The following is a 17,786-nucleotide window of genomic DNA, read 5'->3' on the forward strand; positions in this document are numbered from 1 at the left end:
CAATATTTTATTGTCCTTTTTTATTTTATTTATGAAATTACATATTTGACGCTTATTTTATTATTTAATCTTCATTTATCTCTATTTTTAGTCAATTTTATCTCTTTTTATCCCCGCGTTAAGCGCCGACACTGATTTTCATCTCCTCTGAAGGATATTTCCCAGTCACTTACCCTCGCAACCGTTTACTATGTTAAGTTAGCATGTGTTTTTGTCGCTATAAGTCACTATTTTTGATGAGAACGGCAAAAAATAGAGAAAAAATGGCACTTTGGCTAGACAAGAGCCTCACTCATCATTAAAATGCGCCCAATTTGCCAAAAATTAGCTTTGAGGGCGGTTTTTGCATTGATTTAGATCGCTAGATATGAATTAATATGCAAATAATGTGACTGTTTATTCCTTGGAGGGTGTTTTGATTAAGTCAGCGCTATTGGTTCTCGAAGACGGAACCCAATTTCACGGTCGGGCCATCGGGGCAGAGGGTACGGCAGTGGGGGAAGTGGTCTTCAATACGTCGATGACCGGTTATCAAGAAATCCTCACTGATCCTTCCTACTCCCGCCAGATCGTTACTCTTACTTATCCTCATATCGGCAATGTCGGCACTAATGCCTCCGATGAAGAATCCTCCGCAGTACACGCCCAAGGTCTTGTTATTCGTGACCTGCCATTGATCGCCAGCAACTACCGCAGTGAAGAAGGCTTAGCCGAGTATCTCAAGCGTCACAACATTGTTGCGATTGCTGATATCGATACTCGCAAGCTGACGCGGTTGCTGCGTGAAAAAGGTGCGCAAAACGGCTGTATTATTGTGGGTGACTTATCTGATGCCGCTTTGGCGTTGGAAAAAGCGAAAGCTTTCCCCGGCTTGAAAGGGATGGATTTGGCGAAAGAAGTGACCACCAAGGATAGCTATGAGTGGCTGCAAGGCAGCTGGACACTGGAAGATGACTTGCCGGCGGCAAAACAGCCAGAAGATCTGCCCTTCCACGTCGTAGCCTACGATTATGGTGTGAAACGCAATATTCTGCGCATGCTGGTGGATCGCGGTTGTCGCCTGACGGTGGTCCCAGCGCAAACCTCGGCTGAAGACGTGCTGAAGCTGAATCCAGATGGCATTTTCTTGTCCAACGGCCCCGGTGATCCTGAGCCATGCGACTACGCTATCGCAGCGATTAAGCGTTTTCTGGAAACCGATATTCCGGTGTTTGGCATCTGCTTGGGCCACCAATTACTGGCACTGGCCAGTGGCGCAAAAACGGTAAAAATGAAGTTTGGTCACCACGGTGGCAACCATCCAGTGAAAGATTTGGATGCGGATTGCGTGATGATAACGGCACAGAACCACGGTTTCGCAGTAGATGAAGACACATTGCCATCTAACCTGCGTAAGACGCACGTTTCGCTATTTGATGGTTCTCTGCAAGGAATTCATCGTACCGATAAAGCCGCGTTCAGCTTCCAAGGTCACCCTGAAGCCAGTCCAGGGCCGCATGATGCCGCTCCGCTGTTTGATCACTTTATCGAGCTGATTGAAGCTTATCGCGCCACTGCCGCTAGCCACACTCATAAATAATCAGGAGCGATTACCATGCCAAAACGTACAGATATAAAAAGCATCCTGATTCTGGGCGCAGGTCCAATCGTTATCGGTCAAGCTTGTGAGTTTGACTACTCCGGCGCTCAGGCGTGTAAAGCGCTGCGTGAAGAGGGTTACCGCGTCATTCTGGTGAACTCAAACCCCGCGACTATCATGACTGACCCTGAGATGGCTGATGCGACCTATATCGAGCCGATCCACTGGGAAGTGGTGCGTAAAATCATCGAGAAAGAGCGCCCAGACGCCGTTTTGCCCACCATGGGGGGGCAAACCGCGCTGAACTGCGCGCTGGAGTTGGAGCGCCAAGGTGTTCTGGCTGAATTTGGCGTCACCATGATTGGTGCTACCGCCGATGCTATTGATAAAGCAGAAGACCGCCGTCGCTTTGATATCGCGATGAAGAAAATTGGTCTGGATACCGCCCGTTCCGGTATTGCCCATAACATGGAAGAAGCACTGGCCGTCGCGGCTGATGTGGGCTTCCCTTGCATTATCCGCCCCTCCTTTACCATGGGCGGCACTGGCGGCGGTATCGCCTATAACCGCGAAGAGTTTGAAGAAATTTGCGAACGCGGTCTGGATTTGTCGCCAACCAAAGAGTTGCTGATCGACGAGTCACTGATTGGCTGGAAAGAGTATGAGATGGAAGTTGTTCGCGATAAAAACGACAACTGCATCATTGTCTGCGCTATCGAAAACTTCGATGCGATGGGTATCCATACCGGCGACTCTATCACTGTGGCTCCTGCTCAAACACTCACCGACAAAGAGTATCAAATCATGCGTAATGCCTCGATGGCAGTACTGCGTGAAATCGGTGTAGAGACGGGGGGATCTAACGTGCAGTTCTCGGTTAACCCGAAGAATGGCCGTCTGATTGTGATTGAAATGAACCCTCGAGTCTCCCGCTCCTCTGCGCTAGCCTCTAAAGCAACGGGTTTCCCGATTGCCAAGATTGCCGCCAAGCTGGCGGTAGGTTATACGCTGGATGAGTTGATGAATGACATCACTGGCGGCCGCACTCCAGCCTCCTTTGAGCCATCCATTGACTACGTTGTTACCAAGATTCCTCGCTTTAACTTCGAAAAATTTGCCGGTGCTAATGACCGCCTGACCACGCAGATGAAATCTGTCGGCGAAGTGATGGCGATTGGCCGCACTTTACAGGAATCACTACAAAAAGCACTGCGCGGTTTGGAAGTGGGCGCGACAGGTTTTGACCCGAAAGTGAGTCTGGATGACCCCGAAGCGCTGACCAAAATTCGTCGTGAATTGAAAGAAGCGGGTTCTGACCGTATTTGGTATATCGCTGATGCCTTCCGTGCTGGGATGTCGGTTGATGGCGTTTTCAATCTGACCAACGTCGATCGCTGGTTCTTGGTGCAGATTGAAGAGCTGGTCCGTCTGGAAGAAAGTGTGGCGGAGTGCGGCATTAATGGCCTGAATGCTGAGTTTATGCGCCACCTGAAACGCAAAGGCTTTGCTGATGCCCGTTTGGCGAAATTGGTCGGCGCGGCAGAAAGCGAAGTACGCAAACTGCGTTACAAGCATGGCCTGCATCCGGTTTACAAGCGTGTGGACACCTGTGCGGCGGAGTTCTCTACCGACACCGCCTACATGTACTCGACCTACGAGGAAGAGTGTGAGTCCAACCCAACCAGTGACCGTCCGAAAGTGATGGTACTGGGTGGTGGTCCGAACCGCATCGGCCAAGGAATCGAGTTCGACTATTGCTGTGTACACGCCTCACTGGCGCTGCGTGAAGATGGTTACGAAACCATCATGGTGAACTGCAACCCAGAAACGGTTTCAACTGACTACGACACCTCTGATCGCCTCTACTTTGAGTCAGTGACGCTGGAAGATGTGCTGGAAATTGTGCGTATCGAGAAGCCGCAGGGCGTTATCGTGCAGTACGGTGGTCAAACGCCATTGAAATTGGCCCGTGAATTGGAAGCGGCGGGTGTGCCAGTGATTGGTACCAGCCCGGATGCTATTGACCGTGCTGAAGACCGTGAACGTTTCCAACAGGCGGTGAATCGTCTGGGCCTGAAACAGCCCGCGAACGCCACTGTTGCTACGATTGACCAAGCGGTAGAGAAAGCAACCGGTCTGGGTTATCCGCTGGTGGTGCGCCCATCGTATGTCTTGGGTGGCCGCGCAATGGAGATCGTTTATGACGAAGTCGACCTGCGCCGTTACTTCCAAAATGCGGTGAGTGTCTCGAATGATGCCCCGGTGCTGCTGGACCGTTTCCTTGATGATGCGGTTGAAGTGGATGTGGATGCCATTTGCGACGGCGAGCGTGTGCTTATCGGCGGCATTATGGAGCACATCGAGCAAGCGGGGGTTCACTCCGGTGACTCTGCATGTTCGTTGCCTGCTTACACCCTGAGCAAAGAGATTCAGGATGTGATGCGCCAGCAAGTTGAAAAACTGGCCTTCGAGCTGTGTGTTCGCGGCTTGATGAATGTGCAGTTCGCCGTCAAGAACAACGAAGTTTACCTGATTGAAGTTAACCCTCGTGCAGCTCGTACCGTACCATTTGTCTCCAAAGCAACCGGTATGCCACTGGCAAAAATTGCCGCGCGCGTGATGGTGGGGCAGTCACTGGCTGAGCAAGGTATCACCGAAGAGATTATTCCCCCTTATTACTCGGTAAAAGAAGTGGTCTTGCCGTTTAATAAATTCCCGGGTGTTGACCCGATTTTAGGGCCAGAAATGCGCTCTACCGGTGAAGTCATGGGGGTTGGCCGCACCTTCGCAGAAGCCTTCTCTAAAGCGATGCTGGGCAGTCAATCAGGCATGAAAAAGAGCGGTCGCGCACTGTTGTCGGTTCGTGAGGGTGATAAGCATCGGGTGGTGGATTTGGCCGCTAAATTGCTGAAACAGGGCTTTGAACTGGATGCGACTCACGGTACTGCGGTGGTGCTGGGCGAAGCAGGGATCAATCCACGCTTGGTCAACAAGGTGCATGAAGGTCGTCCACACATTCAGGACCGTATTAAGAATGGTGAGTACACCTATATCGTGAATACCACGGCAGGGCGTCAGGCGATTGAAGACTCCAAACTGATTCGCCGCAGTGCTTTGCAGTATAAGGTGCATTACGACACCACCTTGAATGGCGGTTTCGCAACGGCAATGGCATTAAATGCGGACCCAACCGAGCAAGTGATTTCAGTGCAAGAGATGCATGCCAAGATTAAGAATATGAAAGGCTAATTTAGGTTGTAATCGAGTTTGGGTTGTAGCTAAGAAAGCAGCGGGGCGATGGAGACATCGCCCTTTTTCATGCTTAGAGATTATAAAATCGCGGATTTTAGCCCTACAAGCAGTGTTTGTTATAAACGGAAGTATTATTCATAAACGATAGTATTGTTCATAAACAACATTGATCTTCACCAAGGTTAGCCCCCACCGAATTGTGGATAGTAACTTATACCCGTCATACTTCAAGTTGCATGTGCATTGGCTACGTTCAATTACCCGAATCACTTACTCATGTAAGCTCATCGGGGTTCTCTCACTTGCCGCCTTCCTGCAACTCGAATTATTTAGGGGATATAGGTAGTGGTTAAAAGTCGGTTTAGCTAGCTTAACGCGACTTTGATACCTAGGCCGATCAACAAGCCACCCAGTAATTTATCGACCACTTTTTGTGCTTTTGCCAGACCACGGCGCACGGGCGCACTTTGAATCAGAATCACCAGTAGAGGCCACCAGATGATGGACAGGACCCAGATGATTGAGGCGTACCACAGTTTTTCACCCACGCCAGAGTTTATCTGCAAAATTTGAGTGAAAACGGCGAGGAAGAAGAGCGTTGCTTTGGGATTTAATAAGTTGCAAAGGTATCCCTGCAAGAATGCGGCTTTCAACGTGATGGGAGATTGTGTCGCGTTCTCGACACTGAGCTGACTCTCTCCCCGCGACTGCAGGGCTTGGATACCAATCCAAATTAAGTAACAGGCACCGGCATATTTCAGCAGATTGAATAGCCAAGGGGTGGTGGTGATCACCACGGCTAGACCCGCCACGCAGTAAGACATATGAGTCGCCACGCCCAACACGACTCCGAATGCTGTCATCATGGCTGCGGGGCGGCGATAGCGGGCGGCGTTTTTAATCACCAGAAAAAAATCAGGGCCGGGGGATAGCATCCCCAAGGTAGCCAGTGTTGCGACGAATAACGAAGTTTCAAGCATAAGATTTACCGAATCAGAGTGGTGCGTTCTGGCGATAATAGCGCCACTGTGCTCCCCTTGCATTATTCTTATTGGTTATCTGTGGTGGTTGGATTATCAGCAGTGATGAAATGATGGTATCGAGCATGTCTCTTTTGACTGTTTTTTGACTCTTTTGATGGATAGCGATGCACGAATATGAGCTTGGATAATGTATTAAGCAGTGAGGTGCCGCATCAGCAGCAGCGGGAGATTACACGATTGTGCATCAAATGCGCTCTGCTACTGTTGCAACATGGCGCAGAGAGTATGCTGGTTGAGCAGCTATCCGCCCGCTTGGGTTTGGCGCTGGGGATGGACAGTGTTGAAAGCTCTATCTCGGCCAACGCGGTGGTTTTGACCACCATCAGCCAAGGGAATTGTCTGACCTCAACCCGTAAGAACACGGATCGTGGCATCAATATGCAGGTGGTGACTGAGGTCCAGCATATTGTGATTTTGGTGGAGCATCATTTGCTGGATGCGAAGGGGGTGGACAAGCGTTTCGAGAATATCAAACCGCTGCGTTATCCTCGCTGGCTGGTAGTGGTGATGGTTGCGCTCTCTTGTGGCTGCTTCAGTAAACTCAATGGCGGGGGGTGGGATGCATTTACTATCACCTTTATTGCCAGTGGGTTGGCGATGTTTGTGCGCCAAAGCCTGACGGCCCGCCATATGAACCCGCTGATTAATTTTTGTATCACTGCGTTTGTCGCGACATCAGCATCGGGCTTATTGATGCGACTCCCCTTTTTCCATGAAGCCTCCAGTGTGGCGATGGCCGCCAGTGTATTGCTATTGGTGCCGGGATTCCCGCTGATTAATGCTGTCGCTGATATGTTTAAGGGACATGTGAATACAGGGCTGGCACGTTGGGCGATGGCCAGTTTACTCACTCTATCCACCTGTATTGGTGTGATATTTGCGATGGCACTTTGGGGATTGCGGGGGTGGTCGTGAGTTTACTCTGGGCATTACTACAAGATATGGTGCTGGCTGCGATCCCTGCGCTGGGTTTTGCGATGGTATTTAATGTGCCGGTGCGGGCGCTGCGCTATTGCGCGTTACTGGGGGCTATTGGCCACGGTTCGCGCATGTTGATGGTGCATTTTGGTATGAATATCGAGCTGGCTTCATTATTGGCCTCGATTATGATTGGTGTCATCGGGATTAACTGGTCTCGCTGGCTGCTGGCGCACCCCAAAGTTTTCACTGTTGCTGCTGTGATTCCCATGTTCCCCGGAATCTCTGCTTATACCGCGATGATATCGGTGGTGGAGATCTCGCATATGGGTTACACCGAGGCATTAATGTCCACTATGGTGACCAATTTCTTGAAGGCATCATTTATTGTTGGCGCGTTGTCGATTGGTTTATCCTTGCCTGGATTATGGCTATATCGCAAACGTCCTGGTGTATAAGGCTTTTTTTATTCTCTGTCTGAGTATCGGGCTAAGAGCTTTCTCATATGTGTGATTAGCCTGCTTATCGCTATCGACGCTGGATTAGGCTTTACGTATAGTGTGAGCAATTTTTCGGTACTGGCTCTTGCAGCCTACAGGGTTTAACAATGATTATCAGCCTGATCGCTGCACTGGCAGCGGATCGCGTTATTGGTATGGAAAACGCCATGCCATGGCACTTACCTGCGGATTTAGCCTGGTTCAAACGTAACACGCTAAATAAGCCGGTCATTATGGGTCGCAAGACTTTCGAATCTATCGGTCGCCCTTTGCCGGGGCGCTTGAATATTGTGATCAGTAGCCAATCTGGCACTGATGACCGCGTAACTTGGGCAACCTCTATTGATGAAGCGCTCTCTCTTGCTGGTGATGCGGAAGAGGTGATGGTGATGGGCGGTGGGCGAGTCTATAACCAATTTTTAGACCGCGCGAACCGTATGTATCTGACCCATATCGATGCTGAAGTGGGTGGCGATACCCATTTCCCTGACTATGAGCCAGATGAGTGGGAAAGTACATTCAGTGAGTTTCATGATGCAGACGAAGCCAATTCTCACAGCTATTGCTTCGAGATTCTGGAACGTCGCTAAACGCTAAGAAAGATTATTTTGCTGAAAAGCCCATTTTTAAATGGGCTTTTTCGTTGAATGCAATTTTAAAATAAATTATACATTACAAATAGTTAGGCGGGTCTTCTGATGTTGCGGCTGCCTCATCAATACTATTGGTTTCTGCCTCAACTTTGAATGCATGCTGAGTGAAATAACGCTTATCTTCCCAACGGAGCATGGTTAAATCGCCCCCCCAGCAACATCCGGTATCCAGCCCATAAATGCCGTCAGGAACACCTTTACCTTCCAGCGATGCCCAGTGACCAAAAATAATTGAATATTCAGGATCGACAAGTCTTGGTAGTTCAAACCAAGGTTTAAGCGGGGCAGGGGCATTATCTGGCGTGTCTTTACAGATCATATCCAACTGCCCATTAGGGAAGCAAAAACGCATACGGGTCAGTGCATTGGTGCTAAAGCGCAAACGCGCTAGCCCGGTCAGCTCGGGTGACCAGTTGTTCGGCATATCACCGTACATGGCATCAAGGAAGAGCGGATAGCTGTCGCTGCTCAATACTGATTCGACTTCACGGGCGCACATCTTGGCGGTTTCGATATCCCATTGCGGCGTGATACCTGCATGGGCCATGATTAATTTTAGCTCATCATCAACCTGTAAAACCGGTTGGCGGCGTAGCCAATTAATCAACTCGTCAGCATCAGGGGCTTCAAGCAGCGGTGTAATACGATCTTTAGGTTTATTACGGCTGATACCCGCATAAACGGCCAGTAAATGCAGATCATGGTTACCCAGAACCAGACGAACGGCTGGCCCTAATGAGCGAACATAACGTAAAACATCCAATGAAGCTGGGCCACGGGCGACTAAATCACCGGTTAGCCACAAGGTATCCTGTTGCGGATCGAAGTTTGCCTGCGCCAATAGCGCAAGCAACTCATCAAGACAGCCATGAACATCGCCAATAAGATAAGTAGACATAATTGAGGTCAGGGTTAATGGATCAGTGCTGGGATCGCTAAGCGGAACACCGGAATTGCAGTACGGAAAGCCTGACCAAGGTGGTCAACCATCTCATAATGCCCTTCCATGGTACCCAGCGGGGTTTCTAAAACAGCGCCGCTGGTATATTGAAACTCATTACCTGGCAAGATCAACGGCTGTTCGCCGATGACCCCTTCACCCTGAACTTCAGTCTGTCGGCCATTACTATTAGTGATTAACCAATAGCGGCCCATCAGTTGCACATTTGAACGGCCTAAATTACGAATTGTCACGGTATAGGCAAAGACGAAACGCTCTTCATCAGGTATCGACTGGGTTTCCACATAGATACTTTGCACCTGTACACAAACGCGAGGCTGTTCAATCATGATGTGCTCCTGCTTATTCTTGCGGTGTCGATTGGGCTGAAAGCCAGTTCGCCAGCTTACAGTATTGCGCTACCGAAATGTTCTCTGCCCGCAATATCGGGTCAATGCCTAATTCGATTAACTGTTCTGCGGTGAATAGATCACCTAAGCTGTTACGGACAGTTTTTCTGCGCTGGTTGAATGCTTGCGTAGTAATACGGGTGAGCATACGCACATCGCCCACAGGGTTTGGCATGTTCACATGTGGAATCAAGCGCACCACGGCGGAATCAACTTTCGGGGCTGGGGTAAATGCAGTTGGCGGTACTTCCAACACAGGGATAACGTTGCAATAGTATTGCGCCATTACGGTCAAACGGCCATAAGCTTTACTGTTAGGCCCAGCAACCAAGCGGTTAACGACCTCTTTTTGTAACATGAAATGCATGTCACGAATAGCATTAGTATAGCTGAAAAGATGGAACATCAGCGGGGTGGAGATGTTGTATGGCAAGTTACCAAATACCCGTAATGGTTGCCCTGCTAGCTCGGCCAATTCAGCAAAATTGACCTTCATTGCATCTTGCTGATGGATGGTGAGCTTATCTTTCAACTGAGGATGGCTGGCCAGTCGAGCGGCTAAGTCACGATCCAACTCGATCACGGTCATGCGATCCATACGGGCGGCTACTGGCTCGGTTAATGCACCTAAACCGGGGCCAATTTCAACCACCGCTTCACCGGGAACAGGGTGGATAGCCGAGACAATGCTGTCGATGACAAACTGATCGTTTAAAAAGTTTTGTCCAAAGCGTTTGCGGGCAAAATGCCCTTGGTGGACTCTATTATTCATTGCTGTTATTTATCATTTTAATGGCTAAGTTTAATGCCGTAATGAAGCTGCCGACATCGGCAGATCCGGTTGCGGCGAGTTCTAAAGCGGTACCGTGATCCACAGAAGTGCGGATAAAAGGCAAACCGAGAGTGATATTGACTGCGCGGCCAAACCCTTGATATTTCAGCACTGGTAGCCCCTGATCATGGTACATCGCGAGCACGGCATCGGCGTGTTGCAGATATTTGGGCTGAAATAGGGTATCTGCAGGGAGAGGGCCGATAAGATTTATTCCTTGCTGACGCAATTCATTCAGCGCAGGAATAATCGTATCGATCTCTTCATGGCCCATATGACCACCTTCACCCGCATGAGGATTAAGCCCACACACATAAATCTGTGGCTGTTTAATGCCAAATTTGGTTTTCAGATCACTATCAAGAATGGTGATCACTTCGTGAAGGCTGCCCTGAGTGATGGCCCCCGGCACAGCCAACAAAGGCAGATGGGTGGTGGCAAGAGCCACTCGCAGCTCTTCTGTTGCCAACATCATCACGACACGTGGGCAATGGCTGCGGTCAGCAAAAAACTCGGTATGTCCGATAAAAGGGATACCGGCATCATTGATAATGCTTTTCTGTACCGGGCCTGTCACCAATGCGGCAAATTCGCCGCTGATCGCGCCATCACACGCCTTCGCCAAGGTTTCCACAACATAGTGGCTATTGTTGAGATCAAGCTGGCCTGCTGTCACCTCAGCGGCTGTTTTCACCGGCAAGATAGTGAGGGTGCCCGCTTGTTGTGCTAAGGCGGGCTGATCTGGCTGATATTCACGTAACTGCAAAGGCAGGTTCAACTGGTTGGCACGTGCAAGTAGCAAGGCCGGATCAGCGCACACCACTAACTCAACAGGCCAATCCTGTTGCGCCAAGGCGACGACTAAATCCGGCCCCACCCCGGCAGGCTCGCCGGGGGTAATGACAATACGGTTATTGTGGTTGTGCATTACTACCATCAAGAATTTTTACATAAGCAGCAGCGCGCTGCTCTTGCATCCAGGTTTGCGCTTCTTCAGCAAACTTACGGCTAAAGAGCATACGGTAAGCACGATCTTTCTGCGCAGCATCAGTTTTGTCTACCTGACGGGTATCGACAACTTGAATTAAGTGCCAGCCGAAAGAGGAGTGGACCGGTGCGCTGATTTCGCCTTTTTGCAGCTTCATCAATGCATCACGGAACGCAGGGTCATAAATATCGGGTGAAGCCCAACCCAAATCCCCCCCTTGCACCGCAGAACCTGGGTCCTGAGAGATCTCTTTGGCAATATTGGCGAAGGTTGCTTTCCCGCTTTTAATGTCAGCAGCAGCAGCAGTTAATTTAGCGCGCGCCTGATCGTCAGTCATCACTGGTGACGGTTTCAACAAGATGTGTCTTGCATGAACTTCAGTCACGGAGACCGTTTTATCTGCGCCACGGATATCATTCACTTTCAGGATATGGAAGCCGACACCTGAACGGATAGGGCCAACGACGTCACCTTTGTTCGCAGATTGCAATCTTTCTGCAAACAGTGAAGGCAGCTCTTGCAATTTACCCCAACCCATCTGGCCGCCTTTCAGCGCCTGAGAGTCAGCGGAGTTGGCGATAGCCAATTTACCAAAATCAGCGCCACCTTTGATGTCAGATACCAATTTATTCGCTAACTCTTCAGCCTGATCAACTTGCTGTTGAGAAGGATTCTCTGGCAGCGGGATCAGAATGTGGCTGAGGTTCAGCTCAGCATCAGCACTGGTTTGGTTACCAATCTGTTTGGCAAGAGATTCAACTTCCTGCGGCAGGATAGTTATCCGGCGGCGCACTTCATTGTTACGCACTTCTGAAGTCAGCATCTCTTTGCGGATCTGTTCGCGGTAAGTGTCGTAATTCAGACCATCGGCGGCTAAGCGACTGCGCATTTGGGCGGTAGTCATGCGGTTTTGTGCTGCAATATCAGCGATGGCTTTATCCAGCGCTTCGTCACTGACGGTAATGCCCATTTTCTTGGCCATCTGCAACTGGATATTATCCATAATCAGGCGCTCAAGAATCTGATGGCGCAACGTCGCATCATCTGGAACCTGTTGTCCGGCCTGCTGTGCATTCAGTTTCACTGATTGTAATAGGCCATCGACATCACTTTGCAGAACAACGCCGTTATCGACTACTGCGGCAACTTTATCAACTTCTTGTGGTGCTGCGAACGCGGTATTGGCACAGACAACCAATCCGAGAATAAGCGTTCTCCAGTTCTTCATACCTTTTCCATTTATGTAATCCGCTTTAGCGGGTTAAAATTCACTGTATTCAGTGTGTTACACAGTATCAGAATGCACTTTGATAAGGCAGAATACCTGAGCGTAGCATTTGTGCAGTTCCCAGGTTATGGTCGCTACTCAGACCACGTAGTTCGATATTAAAACTGACTCGGTTGTCGTATTTACTGACTTCATTTTGTGAGTTCCAGCCCGTGATTTTACGCTCATAGCCCAAGTTCACTGCCCAACAACAGGTGTTGTATTGTACGCCAACAAGCTGGCTGGCGGGCTGATTTGCTTTGGTATCGTAGTAATAAGATCCCACCAACGCCCAGCGGTCAGCAATAGGCCAACTGGCAGTCGCACCCACCTGAGATATCCCCTGTTGATAACCGGGGCTCGTCACGTTAGAGACTGCGGCCTTAATATATTCTGGGCTGGCATAGCGATAATTCAATTGAATCATACGCTCTGAGTCCTTTCTATACTCCATTACCGCGTTACCGAGGGTCAAATCCCCTAAACGAGTATCATATTGCGCCCCACCTTTCAGACCAACCTGATCGCTGATTCGCCAAAATGTATCGCCAGCCCAAACAAGGCTACCAGTATCATCACTGTTATCAATAGTTTCACTAATGCCGGTACGCGAACGGCTGAAGTAATAGATTTGACCTACAGAAGCATTAAAACGTTCAACCAGAGAATCATCATATATACGAGTGGTTAAACCGGTAGAAACCTGATTCGCGGACGCAATGCGGTCCAGACCACTATAGGTACGATCACGGAACAGACCAGAGTAATCCGACTGCATCAACGTGGTGTCATAAATATAGATATCATCCTGATTCCTGTAGGGAACGTAGAGATATTGTACGCGCGGCTCTAGCGTTTGGGTGAATCCTTCACTCCAATCCATTGGTCGGTCAAATACCACTTTGCCGTCAACTTTAAACTGCGGCATCACCCGATTAACCGAGTCTTTTAGGTCTGGGGCCGTTGCGCCGTTATTCACACTAGAATAGTAGTTGGCGAACCCGGTCGGGATATCCTGCTGATAATGGGTTGCCAGCAACTTAGCTTCGGTATTTAAGCTACCCCAACCATTGGATAATGGCAGGTTAACTGTGGGTTCAATATGGAAACGGCTAGCTTCCGGATTATTCAGATTCACGCTGGTGAATTTGGCGGCTTGACCATAAATATGCAGGTCAAACGGGCCAATATCATTTTTGTAGTAGTTCATATCCAGCTGTGGCTGAGCGCGATAAGCATTGTTGTTACCGGCGTCACTGAACACTTGGAACTGTTTGGAGGCTAAGGTGGCGTTCCAGTTCTGATCGGCATAACCGACGCTGAATATTTGCGTCGCATAGCCGTCAGTGGTTGAACCATATTGCGACGTTAAATCGGTGAAGTAATCCGGGTCACTGACGCGGGTATAGTTGACGTTAAAACGCCAAACTTTATCCATCACGCCGGAGTGGCCCCAGTAGTATAGCCAGCGGGTCGGATCTTGCTCTAGGCCATCTTGCCCGTGGTATAAACGGTCACTCGGTAGCCAATCTAACGCCATGGTGCCCGAGCCAGGTGCCAGCAAGTAGCGGAACTCATTCTGCCACTGCAACCCACGGCGCTCCATGTAGTGCGGGGTAATGGTGGCATCAAAGTTTGGAGCAATATTCCAGTAGTATGGCAGCATAAATTCGATGCCGTTATTACTGGTGTATTTAGCATTGGGGATCAGGAAACCCGAGCGGCGTTTATCGCCGACCGGCAATTGCATATACGGGCTGTAGAACACCGGTACTTTGCCAATTTTAAAGCGGGCATTCCAGATTTCGGCCACTTCTTCTTCGCGGTCATGAATGACTTCTGACCCCACGACGCTCCAGCTATTATCGCCAGGCAAGCAGGAGGTAAAGGTGCCGTTTTCCAGAATGGTGTAGCGATTCTTATCACGCAACTTCATCAAATCCGCATCACCGCGCCCCTGACGACCCACCATCTGATATTTGCCTTTATCCATATCAGTGTCTTTGGTGTTCAGGTTTGACCAGCCTTTCGGGCCTTTGAGCTTGATTTGCGGATCGTCATAATTAACGTCACCAGTGGCGGTGACCGTACGCACCGGGATAGCTTCACCGGGTTTTTGTACTTGTGTCAGCTCAACCTGATTGGCAGTTAGGGTGCTATTACCTTGCTGGACAACCACATTGCCAGTGAACAGTGCGCTATCCGGATAATTAGCTTCGGTTTTATCCGCATTAATGCGAACCGGTAGCTGATTCGGATCGCCTGTGACCAATGGCTGGTCATAGGTAGGTACACCGAGCATACATTGCTCAGCAAGGTCAGCCAGCGATTGCTGGCTATATAGTGCCGTCCATATCAATGTGGCCAGCAGTGTTGGGAATCTTTTTTTCATACGCGGTTTTGGTGTTCCGTCATCGGGGGGCATCATGCCGGCAAACGGTCTGAGACTATATTACTCATCACAGTTGCGCTAGTGTTAAATCCGGCCGCTTACACGTCTCGCTGTTAGGCGCTGAGCTGAATGCCGAGTATGATAATGCAAATTTTGACTGACGGCATGATGAATTGAGGAGTATATGCAGTATTGGGGAAAACTGCTCGGTCTAGTATTGGGCTTAATGTCAGGTACTGGTTTCTGGGGTGTGGTACTGGGGTTGCTTGTCGGCCATATGGTAGACAGGGTGCGAAGCACGAAGCGCCGCGGCTATTTTGCCGATCAACAAACACGACAATTCATTTTTTTCCGAGCCACTTTTCAGGTAATGGGGCATTTAACCAAGGCCAAAGGGCGGGTTACGGAGGTTGATATTCAACTTGCCAGTCAATTGATGGATAGAATGCAATTGCATGGTGAGGCCCGAGCAGCGGCGCAACAAGCGTTCCGTGAGGGGAAAGAGAGCGGATTCCCGTTGCGTGAAAGATTGCAGGAGTTACGGGGCGTCTGTTTTGGTCGTTTTGATTTAATTCGGATGTTTCTGGAAATTCAGTTGCAGGCTGCATTTGCCGATGGTTCGTTGCATCCCAATGAGCGGCAAGTGCTGTATGTCATCGCTGAAGAGCTGGGTATCTCCCGTGGCCAATTTGATCAGTTCCTGAGCATGATTGAGGGCGGTCGCCAGTTTGGTGGTCACGGCGGATGGCAGGGCCAACAGGGAGGATACTCTCAGGGGGGTTACCAGCAAGCGTCGAATGGACCAACATTGGAAGATGCCTGCAAAGTGCTGGGGGTGAGCAGTACTGATGACAGTGTGGTCATCAAGCGTGCTTACCGTAAATTAATGGGCGAGCATCATCCAGATAAGTTGGTGGCGAAAGGTTTGCCGCCAGAAATGATGGAGATGGCGAAACAAAAAGCCCAAGAAATTCAAGCCGCGTATGATTTGATTAAGCGCGAGAAGGGATTTAAGTAAGCTTGGCTGATTTCATATAAAAGATGCCTGCTATCAGGCATCTTTCACCATTGAGATAACTCTTTTTAAGATGCATTAAAATATTTGATGGGGAATCATTATCGCGGTGCCGAGAACCAGTAACTCTTCCCCTATATTCGGTCGCCTGACATTTATTGAATGATTTTTTTTGGCGCTGAACGCGGCCATTGCATCAGACAATGCATTATGGGTGTCTGAACCAGCCGGAAAAACATTATTTTCTTCTGTCATTGCTGGAGGGGCATATTGGTGATGAGATTCTTCGATATTATCGAAACTGACTTTAGAGTCATTTGTTCCCGTTTTATTTTTCTGCTGTGGAACATAAGCGCCCAGTTTACTATAAAACGTTTTTGAATCTGAAGCCCCAAAGGGACTGTCGCGGTGATATATTATCTCATCGTTAATAGTAATCTTAATTGAGGGGTGCTCTCGATGCATAACCATTTCGATAGTCAGTTGGCAATACGCACCTAACTCAATTTTATTTAACGTTATATTCTTATTTTTATATGTTTTGCCCTCAGGCCCAATGGGGTCGCCATTTTGATTAACGGTATTTGTTGCCGCCACTAACATGCCATCTTGTTTGATATGTAACGAGAAAGAAGGGCGGTCGCCACCCAGTAAGTTCATACTGCCACCCAGTTCCCTCACCTGAAATAGCACTAGATTATCGGGTAGAGAGGTTGCTTTGAAATCAAAAGAGTAAATCGACGCTGCTGTGACCTTAATGGGCCTAAAGTTAGAGATTTCAGCACGATAATTGCCTTGCTCTTTGGGCAAGTAAAAAGTGATCTCTTTATCATTGTTATCTGATTCGCTCTTTGGTTGGATAGCGAGATGCTGTAATTTGAGCGCTTTAGTGCTCTCTTTTATTCTTTCTGCGTTTGTTGTGCTGCTTTGGGGATGCCAATTTTGCGTGCTAGTATTGATGCTGACTGAATATCCTGATAGTGCTGTTACACTATTTTGATCTAACCGATGAATATGGCTTCTTAATTTCTGCCCTTGGCGAGGTATTAGTTTATCAGAAGACTTAGGGTAGGTTACTGCGGCTGACATAATAATATTCCTTCATTCATCTGTGATTGATGAAATATTATTACTTAGCTTTCTATTTTATTACTGTTTTATACTCTTAAATATATTATTTTCTAATAGTTAACGCGTTACTCAAAAGACTAATGCATGATTTAAAAAAGAACCATGCAGATGGGGCAAGATCAAAACTCTGCCTCACATTTAAAATGCATCACTGTCCCAAACTCTGGGTGAGTGATACATAATTCTTGCGCATGTAGCTGCAACCGAGATGCCATCGCTTTGGCTTCAGGATGGGCGTAAAAACCATCACCGAGGATCGGATGGCCCATCGCCAGCATGTGAACGCGCAACTGATGCGAGCGCCCCGTGATGGGTGACAACTTCACTCGCGTGCTGCCATCCGCATCCCGTGAAAGCACGTGATATTCCGTTTGTGCTGACTTTCCCGTTTCATAGCAGACTTTCTGTTTTGGCCGATTCGGCCAGTCGCAGATTAAAGGCAAGTCAATCAAGCCCTCATCTTGCGTCAGATGGCCCCATACTCGCGCGATATACGACTTTTTCGGCTCGCGTTCACGAAACTGGCGCTTCAGTTCGCGCTCAGCGGCTTTAGTCAACGCCACAATAATCACGCCGCTGGTTGCCATATCCAGACGATGAACAGATTCCGCTGTCGGATAATCGGCCTGAATACGGGTCATGATGCTGTCTTTGTTCTCGGGTGCGCGGCCGGGCACGGAAAGTAATCCGCTGGGTTTGTTCACCACCATGATGTGCTCATCTTGATACAAGATATGCAGCCAAGGATCGCGTGGAGGGTTATAGGGTTCCATTTGTATTATTCCAACATATAGCCGAGAAAGTGATTAACAGGAAGTTTGCTGAGCAAAACACCGTGGAAGAGAAAACCGAGCATCCGGTCTCGG

Annotated in this window: 15 protein-coding genes; 6 read left to right on the forward strand and 9 right to left on the reverse strand. The window is 49.0% G+C overall.

Going from position 1 to position 17,786, the window contains the following annotated elements:
- The first annotated feature begins 415 nt into the window (after positions 1–415).
- Positions 416–1,579, forward strand: coding sequence for a glutamine-hydrolyzing carbamoyl-phosphate synthase small subunit (carA, locus tag HRD69_RS08860; protein ID WP_032814554.1), 1,164 nt, complete (start codon positions 416–418; stop codon positions 1,577–1,579).
- Between the two features lie 15 nt (positions 1,580–1,594).
- Complete coding sequence (carB, locus tag HRD69_RS08865; protein WP_004875356.1) at positions 1,595–4,828, forward strand: carbamoyl-phosphate synthase large subunit; 3,234 nt, start codon at positions 1,595–1,597, stop codon at positions 4,826–4,828.
- A 368-nt stretch (positions 4,829–5,196) separates the two neighbouring features.
- On the opposite strand, the gene HRD69_RS08870 is transcribed toward carB, so the two are convergent.
- The gene (locus HRD69_RS08870; protein WP_032814600.1) at positions 5,197–5,811 is read right to left on the reverse strand and encodes a LysE family transporter; all 615 of its coding nucleotides are present in this window, start codon (positions 5,809–5,811) and stop codon (positions 5,197–5,199) included.
- A gap of 177 nt (positions 5,812–5,988) precedes the next feature.
- Between HRD69_RS08870 and HRD69_RS08875 the strand changes: the two genes are divergently transcribed.
- The 3 genes from HRD69_RS08875 to folA all read left to right on the forward strand — a co-directional run bounded on the left by HRD69_RS08875 (position 5,989) and on the right by folA (position 7,882).
- Entirely contained in the window at positions 5,989–6,789 is an 801-nt protein-coding gene (locus HRD69_RS08875) for a threonine/serine exporter family protein (RefSeq protein ID WP_004875354.1), read from the forward strand.
- A complete protein-coding gene (locus tag HRD69_RS08880) occupies positions 6,786–7,250 on the forward strand; it encodes a threonine/serine exporter (protein ID WP_032814552.1) in 465 nt (154 codons plus the stop codon). Before HRD69_RS08875 ends, HRD69_RS08880 begins: the two co-directional genes overlap by 4 nt.
- 149 nt (positions 7,251–7,399) lie before the next feature.
- The gene (folA, locus tag HRD69_RS08885) at positions 7,400–7,882 is read left to right on the forward strand and encodes a type 3 dihydrofolate reductase (RefSeq protein WP_004875352.1); all 483 of its coding nucleotides are present in this window, start codon (positions 7,400–7,402) and stop codon (positions 7,880–7,882) included.
- Between the two features lie 82 nt (positions 7,883–7,964).
- On the opposite strand, the gene apaH is transcribed toward folA, so the two are convergent.
- The 6 genes from apaH to lptD all read right to left on the reverse strand — a co-directional run bounded on the left by apaH (position 7,965) and on the right by lptD (position 14,774).
- Entirely contained in the window at positions 7,965–8,843 is an 879-nt protein-coding gene (gene apaH / locus HRD69_RS08890; RefSeq protein WP_004875351.1) for a bis(5'-nucleosyl)-tetraphosphatase (symmetrical) ApaH, read from the reverse strand.
- Positions 8,844–8,857: 14 nt separating this feature from the next.
- The gene (gene apaG / locus HRD69_RS08895) at positions 8,858–9,235 is read right to left on the reverse strand and encodes a Co2+/Mg2+ efflux protein ApaG (protein WP_004715944.1); all 378 of its coding nucleotides are present in this window, start codon (positions 9,233–9,235) and stop codon (positions 8,858–8,860) included.
- A 13-nt stretch (positions 9,236–9,248) separates the two neighbouring features.
- On the reverse strand, positions 9,249–10,067 hold the full coding sequence (gene rsmA, locus HRD69_RS08900; protein ID WP_032814549.1) for a 16S rRNA (adenine(1518)-N(6)/adenine(1519)-N(6))-dimethyltransferase RsmA: 819 nt from the start codon (positions 10,065–10,067) through the stop codon (positions 9,249–9,251).
- Complete coding sequence (gene pdxA, locus HRD69_RS08905; protein WP_032814548.1) at positions 10,060–11,055, reverse strand: 4-hydroxythreonine-4-phosphate dehydrogenase PdxA; 996 nt, start codon at positions 11,053–11,055, stop codon at positions 10,060–10,062. Before pdxA ends, rsmA begins: the two co-directional genes overlap by 8 nt.
- Positions 11,039–12,343, reverse strand: a complete 1,305-nt coding sequence (gene surA / locus HRD69_RS08910) for a peptidylprolyl isomerase SurA (protein WP_004875347.1) — start codon at positions 12,341–12,343, stop codon at positions 11,039–11,041. Before surA ends, pdxA begins: the two co-directional genes overlap by 17 nt.
- A 67-nt stretch (positions 12,344–12,410) precedes the next feature.
- Positions 12,411–14,774 carry an LPS assembly protein LptD gene (lptD, locus tag HRD69_RS08915; RefSeq protein ID WP_032814547.1) on the reverse strand — a complete coding sequence of 788 codons (2,364 nt, stop codon included), beginning with the start codon at positions 14,772–14,774 and terminating at the stop codon, positions 12,411–12,413.
- A gap of 184 nt (positions 14,775–14,958) precedes the next feature.
- Between lptD and djlA the strand changes: the two genes are divergently transcribed.
- Positions 14,959–15,792, forward strand: coding sequence for a co-chaperone DjlA (djlA, locus tag HRD69_RS08920; protein WP_004875345.1), 834 nt, complete (start codon positions 14,959–14,961; stop codon positions 15,790–15,792).
- Positions 15,793–15,867: 75 nt separating this feature from the next.
- Here the strand turns inward: djlA and HRD69_RS08925 are convergent, their stop codons facing one another.
- Both HRD69_RS08925 and rluA read right to left on the reverse strand, forming a co-directional pair.
- Positions 15,868–16,878 carry a hypothetical protein gene (locus tag HRD69_RS08925; protein ID WP_004875344.1) on the reverse strand — a complete coding sequence of 337 codons (1,011 nt, stop codon included), beginning with the start codon at positions 16,876–16,878 and terminating at the stop codon, positions 15,868–15,870.
- Positions 16,879–17,039: 161 nt separating this feature from the next.
- The gene (gene rluA, locus HRD69_RS08930; RefSeq protein WP_244262995.1) at positions 17,040–17,660 is read right to left on the reverse strand and encodes a bifunctional tRNA pseudouridine(32) synthase/23S rRNA pseudouridine(746) synthase RluA; all 621 of its coding nucleotides are present in this window, start codon (positions 17,658–17,660) and stop codon (positions 17,040–17,042) included.
- Positions 17,661–17,786 lie beyond the last annotated feature (126 nt).

Source organism: Yersinia mollaretii ATCC 43969 (assembly GCF_013282725.1).
Lineage (GTDB): Bacteria > Pseudomonadota > Gammaproteobacteria > Enterobacterales > Enterobacteriaceae > Yersinia > Yersinia mollaretii.

Excerpts from the sequence above, each read along its gene's own strand:
- carB (WP_004875356.1), top strand. The coding sequence starts at position 1,595 with ATGCCAAAACGTACAGATATAAAAAGCATCCTGATTCTGGGCGCAGGT.
- HRD69_RS08870 (WP_032814600.1), bottom strand. The coding sequence starts at position 5,811 with ATGCTTGAAACTTCGTTATTCGTCGCAACACTGGCTACCTTGGGGATG.
- HRD69_RS08875 (WP_004875354.1), top strand. The coding sequence starts at position 5,989 with ATGAGCTTGGATAATGTATTAAGCAGTGAGGTGCCGCATCAGCAGCAG.
- folA (WP_004875352.1), top strand. The coding sequence starts at position 7,400 with ATGATTATCAGCCTGATCGCTGCACTGGCAGCGGATCGCGTTATTGGT.
- apaH (WP_004875351.1), bottom strand. The coding sequence starts at position 8,843 with ATGTCTACTTATCTTATTGGCGATGTTCATGGCTGTCTTGATGAGTTG.
- apaG (WP_004715944.1), bottom strand. The coding sequence starts at position 9,235 with ATGATTGAACAGCCTCGCGTTTGTGTACAGGTGCAAAGTATCTATGTG.
- rsmA (WP_032814549.1), bottom strand. The coding sequence starts at position 10,067 with ATGAATAATAGAGTCCACCAAGGGCATTTTGCCCGCAAACGCTTTGGA.
- pdxA (WP_032814548.1), bottom strand. The coding sequence starts at position 11,055 with ATGCACAACCACAATAACCGTATTGTCATTACCCCCGGCGAGCCTGCC.
- surA (WP_004875347.1), bottom strand. The coding sequence starts at position 12,343 with ATGAAGAACTGGAGAACGCTTATTCTCGGATTGGTTGTCTGTGCCAAT.
- lptD (WP_032814547.1), bottom strand. The coding sequence starts at position 14,774 with ATGAAAAAAAGATTCCCAACACTGCTGGCCACATTGATATGGACGGCA.
- djlA (WP_004875345.1), top strand. The coding sequence starts at position 14,959 with ATGCAGTATTGGGGAAAACTGCTCGGTCTAGTATTGGGCTTAATGTCA.
- HRD69_RS08925 (WP_004875344.1), bottom strand. The coding sequence starts at position 16,878 with ATGTCAGCCGCAGTAACCTACCCTAAGTCTTCTGATAAACTAATACCT.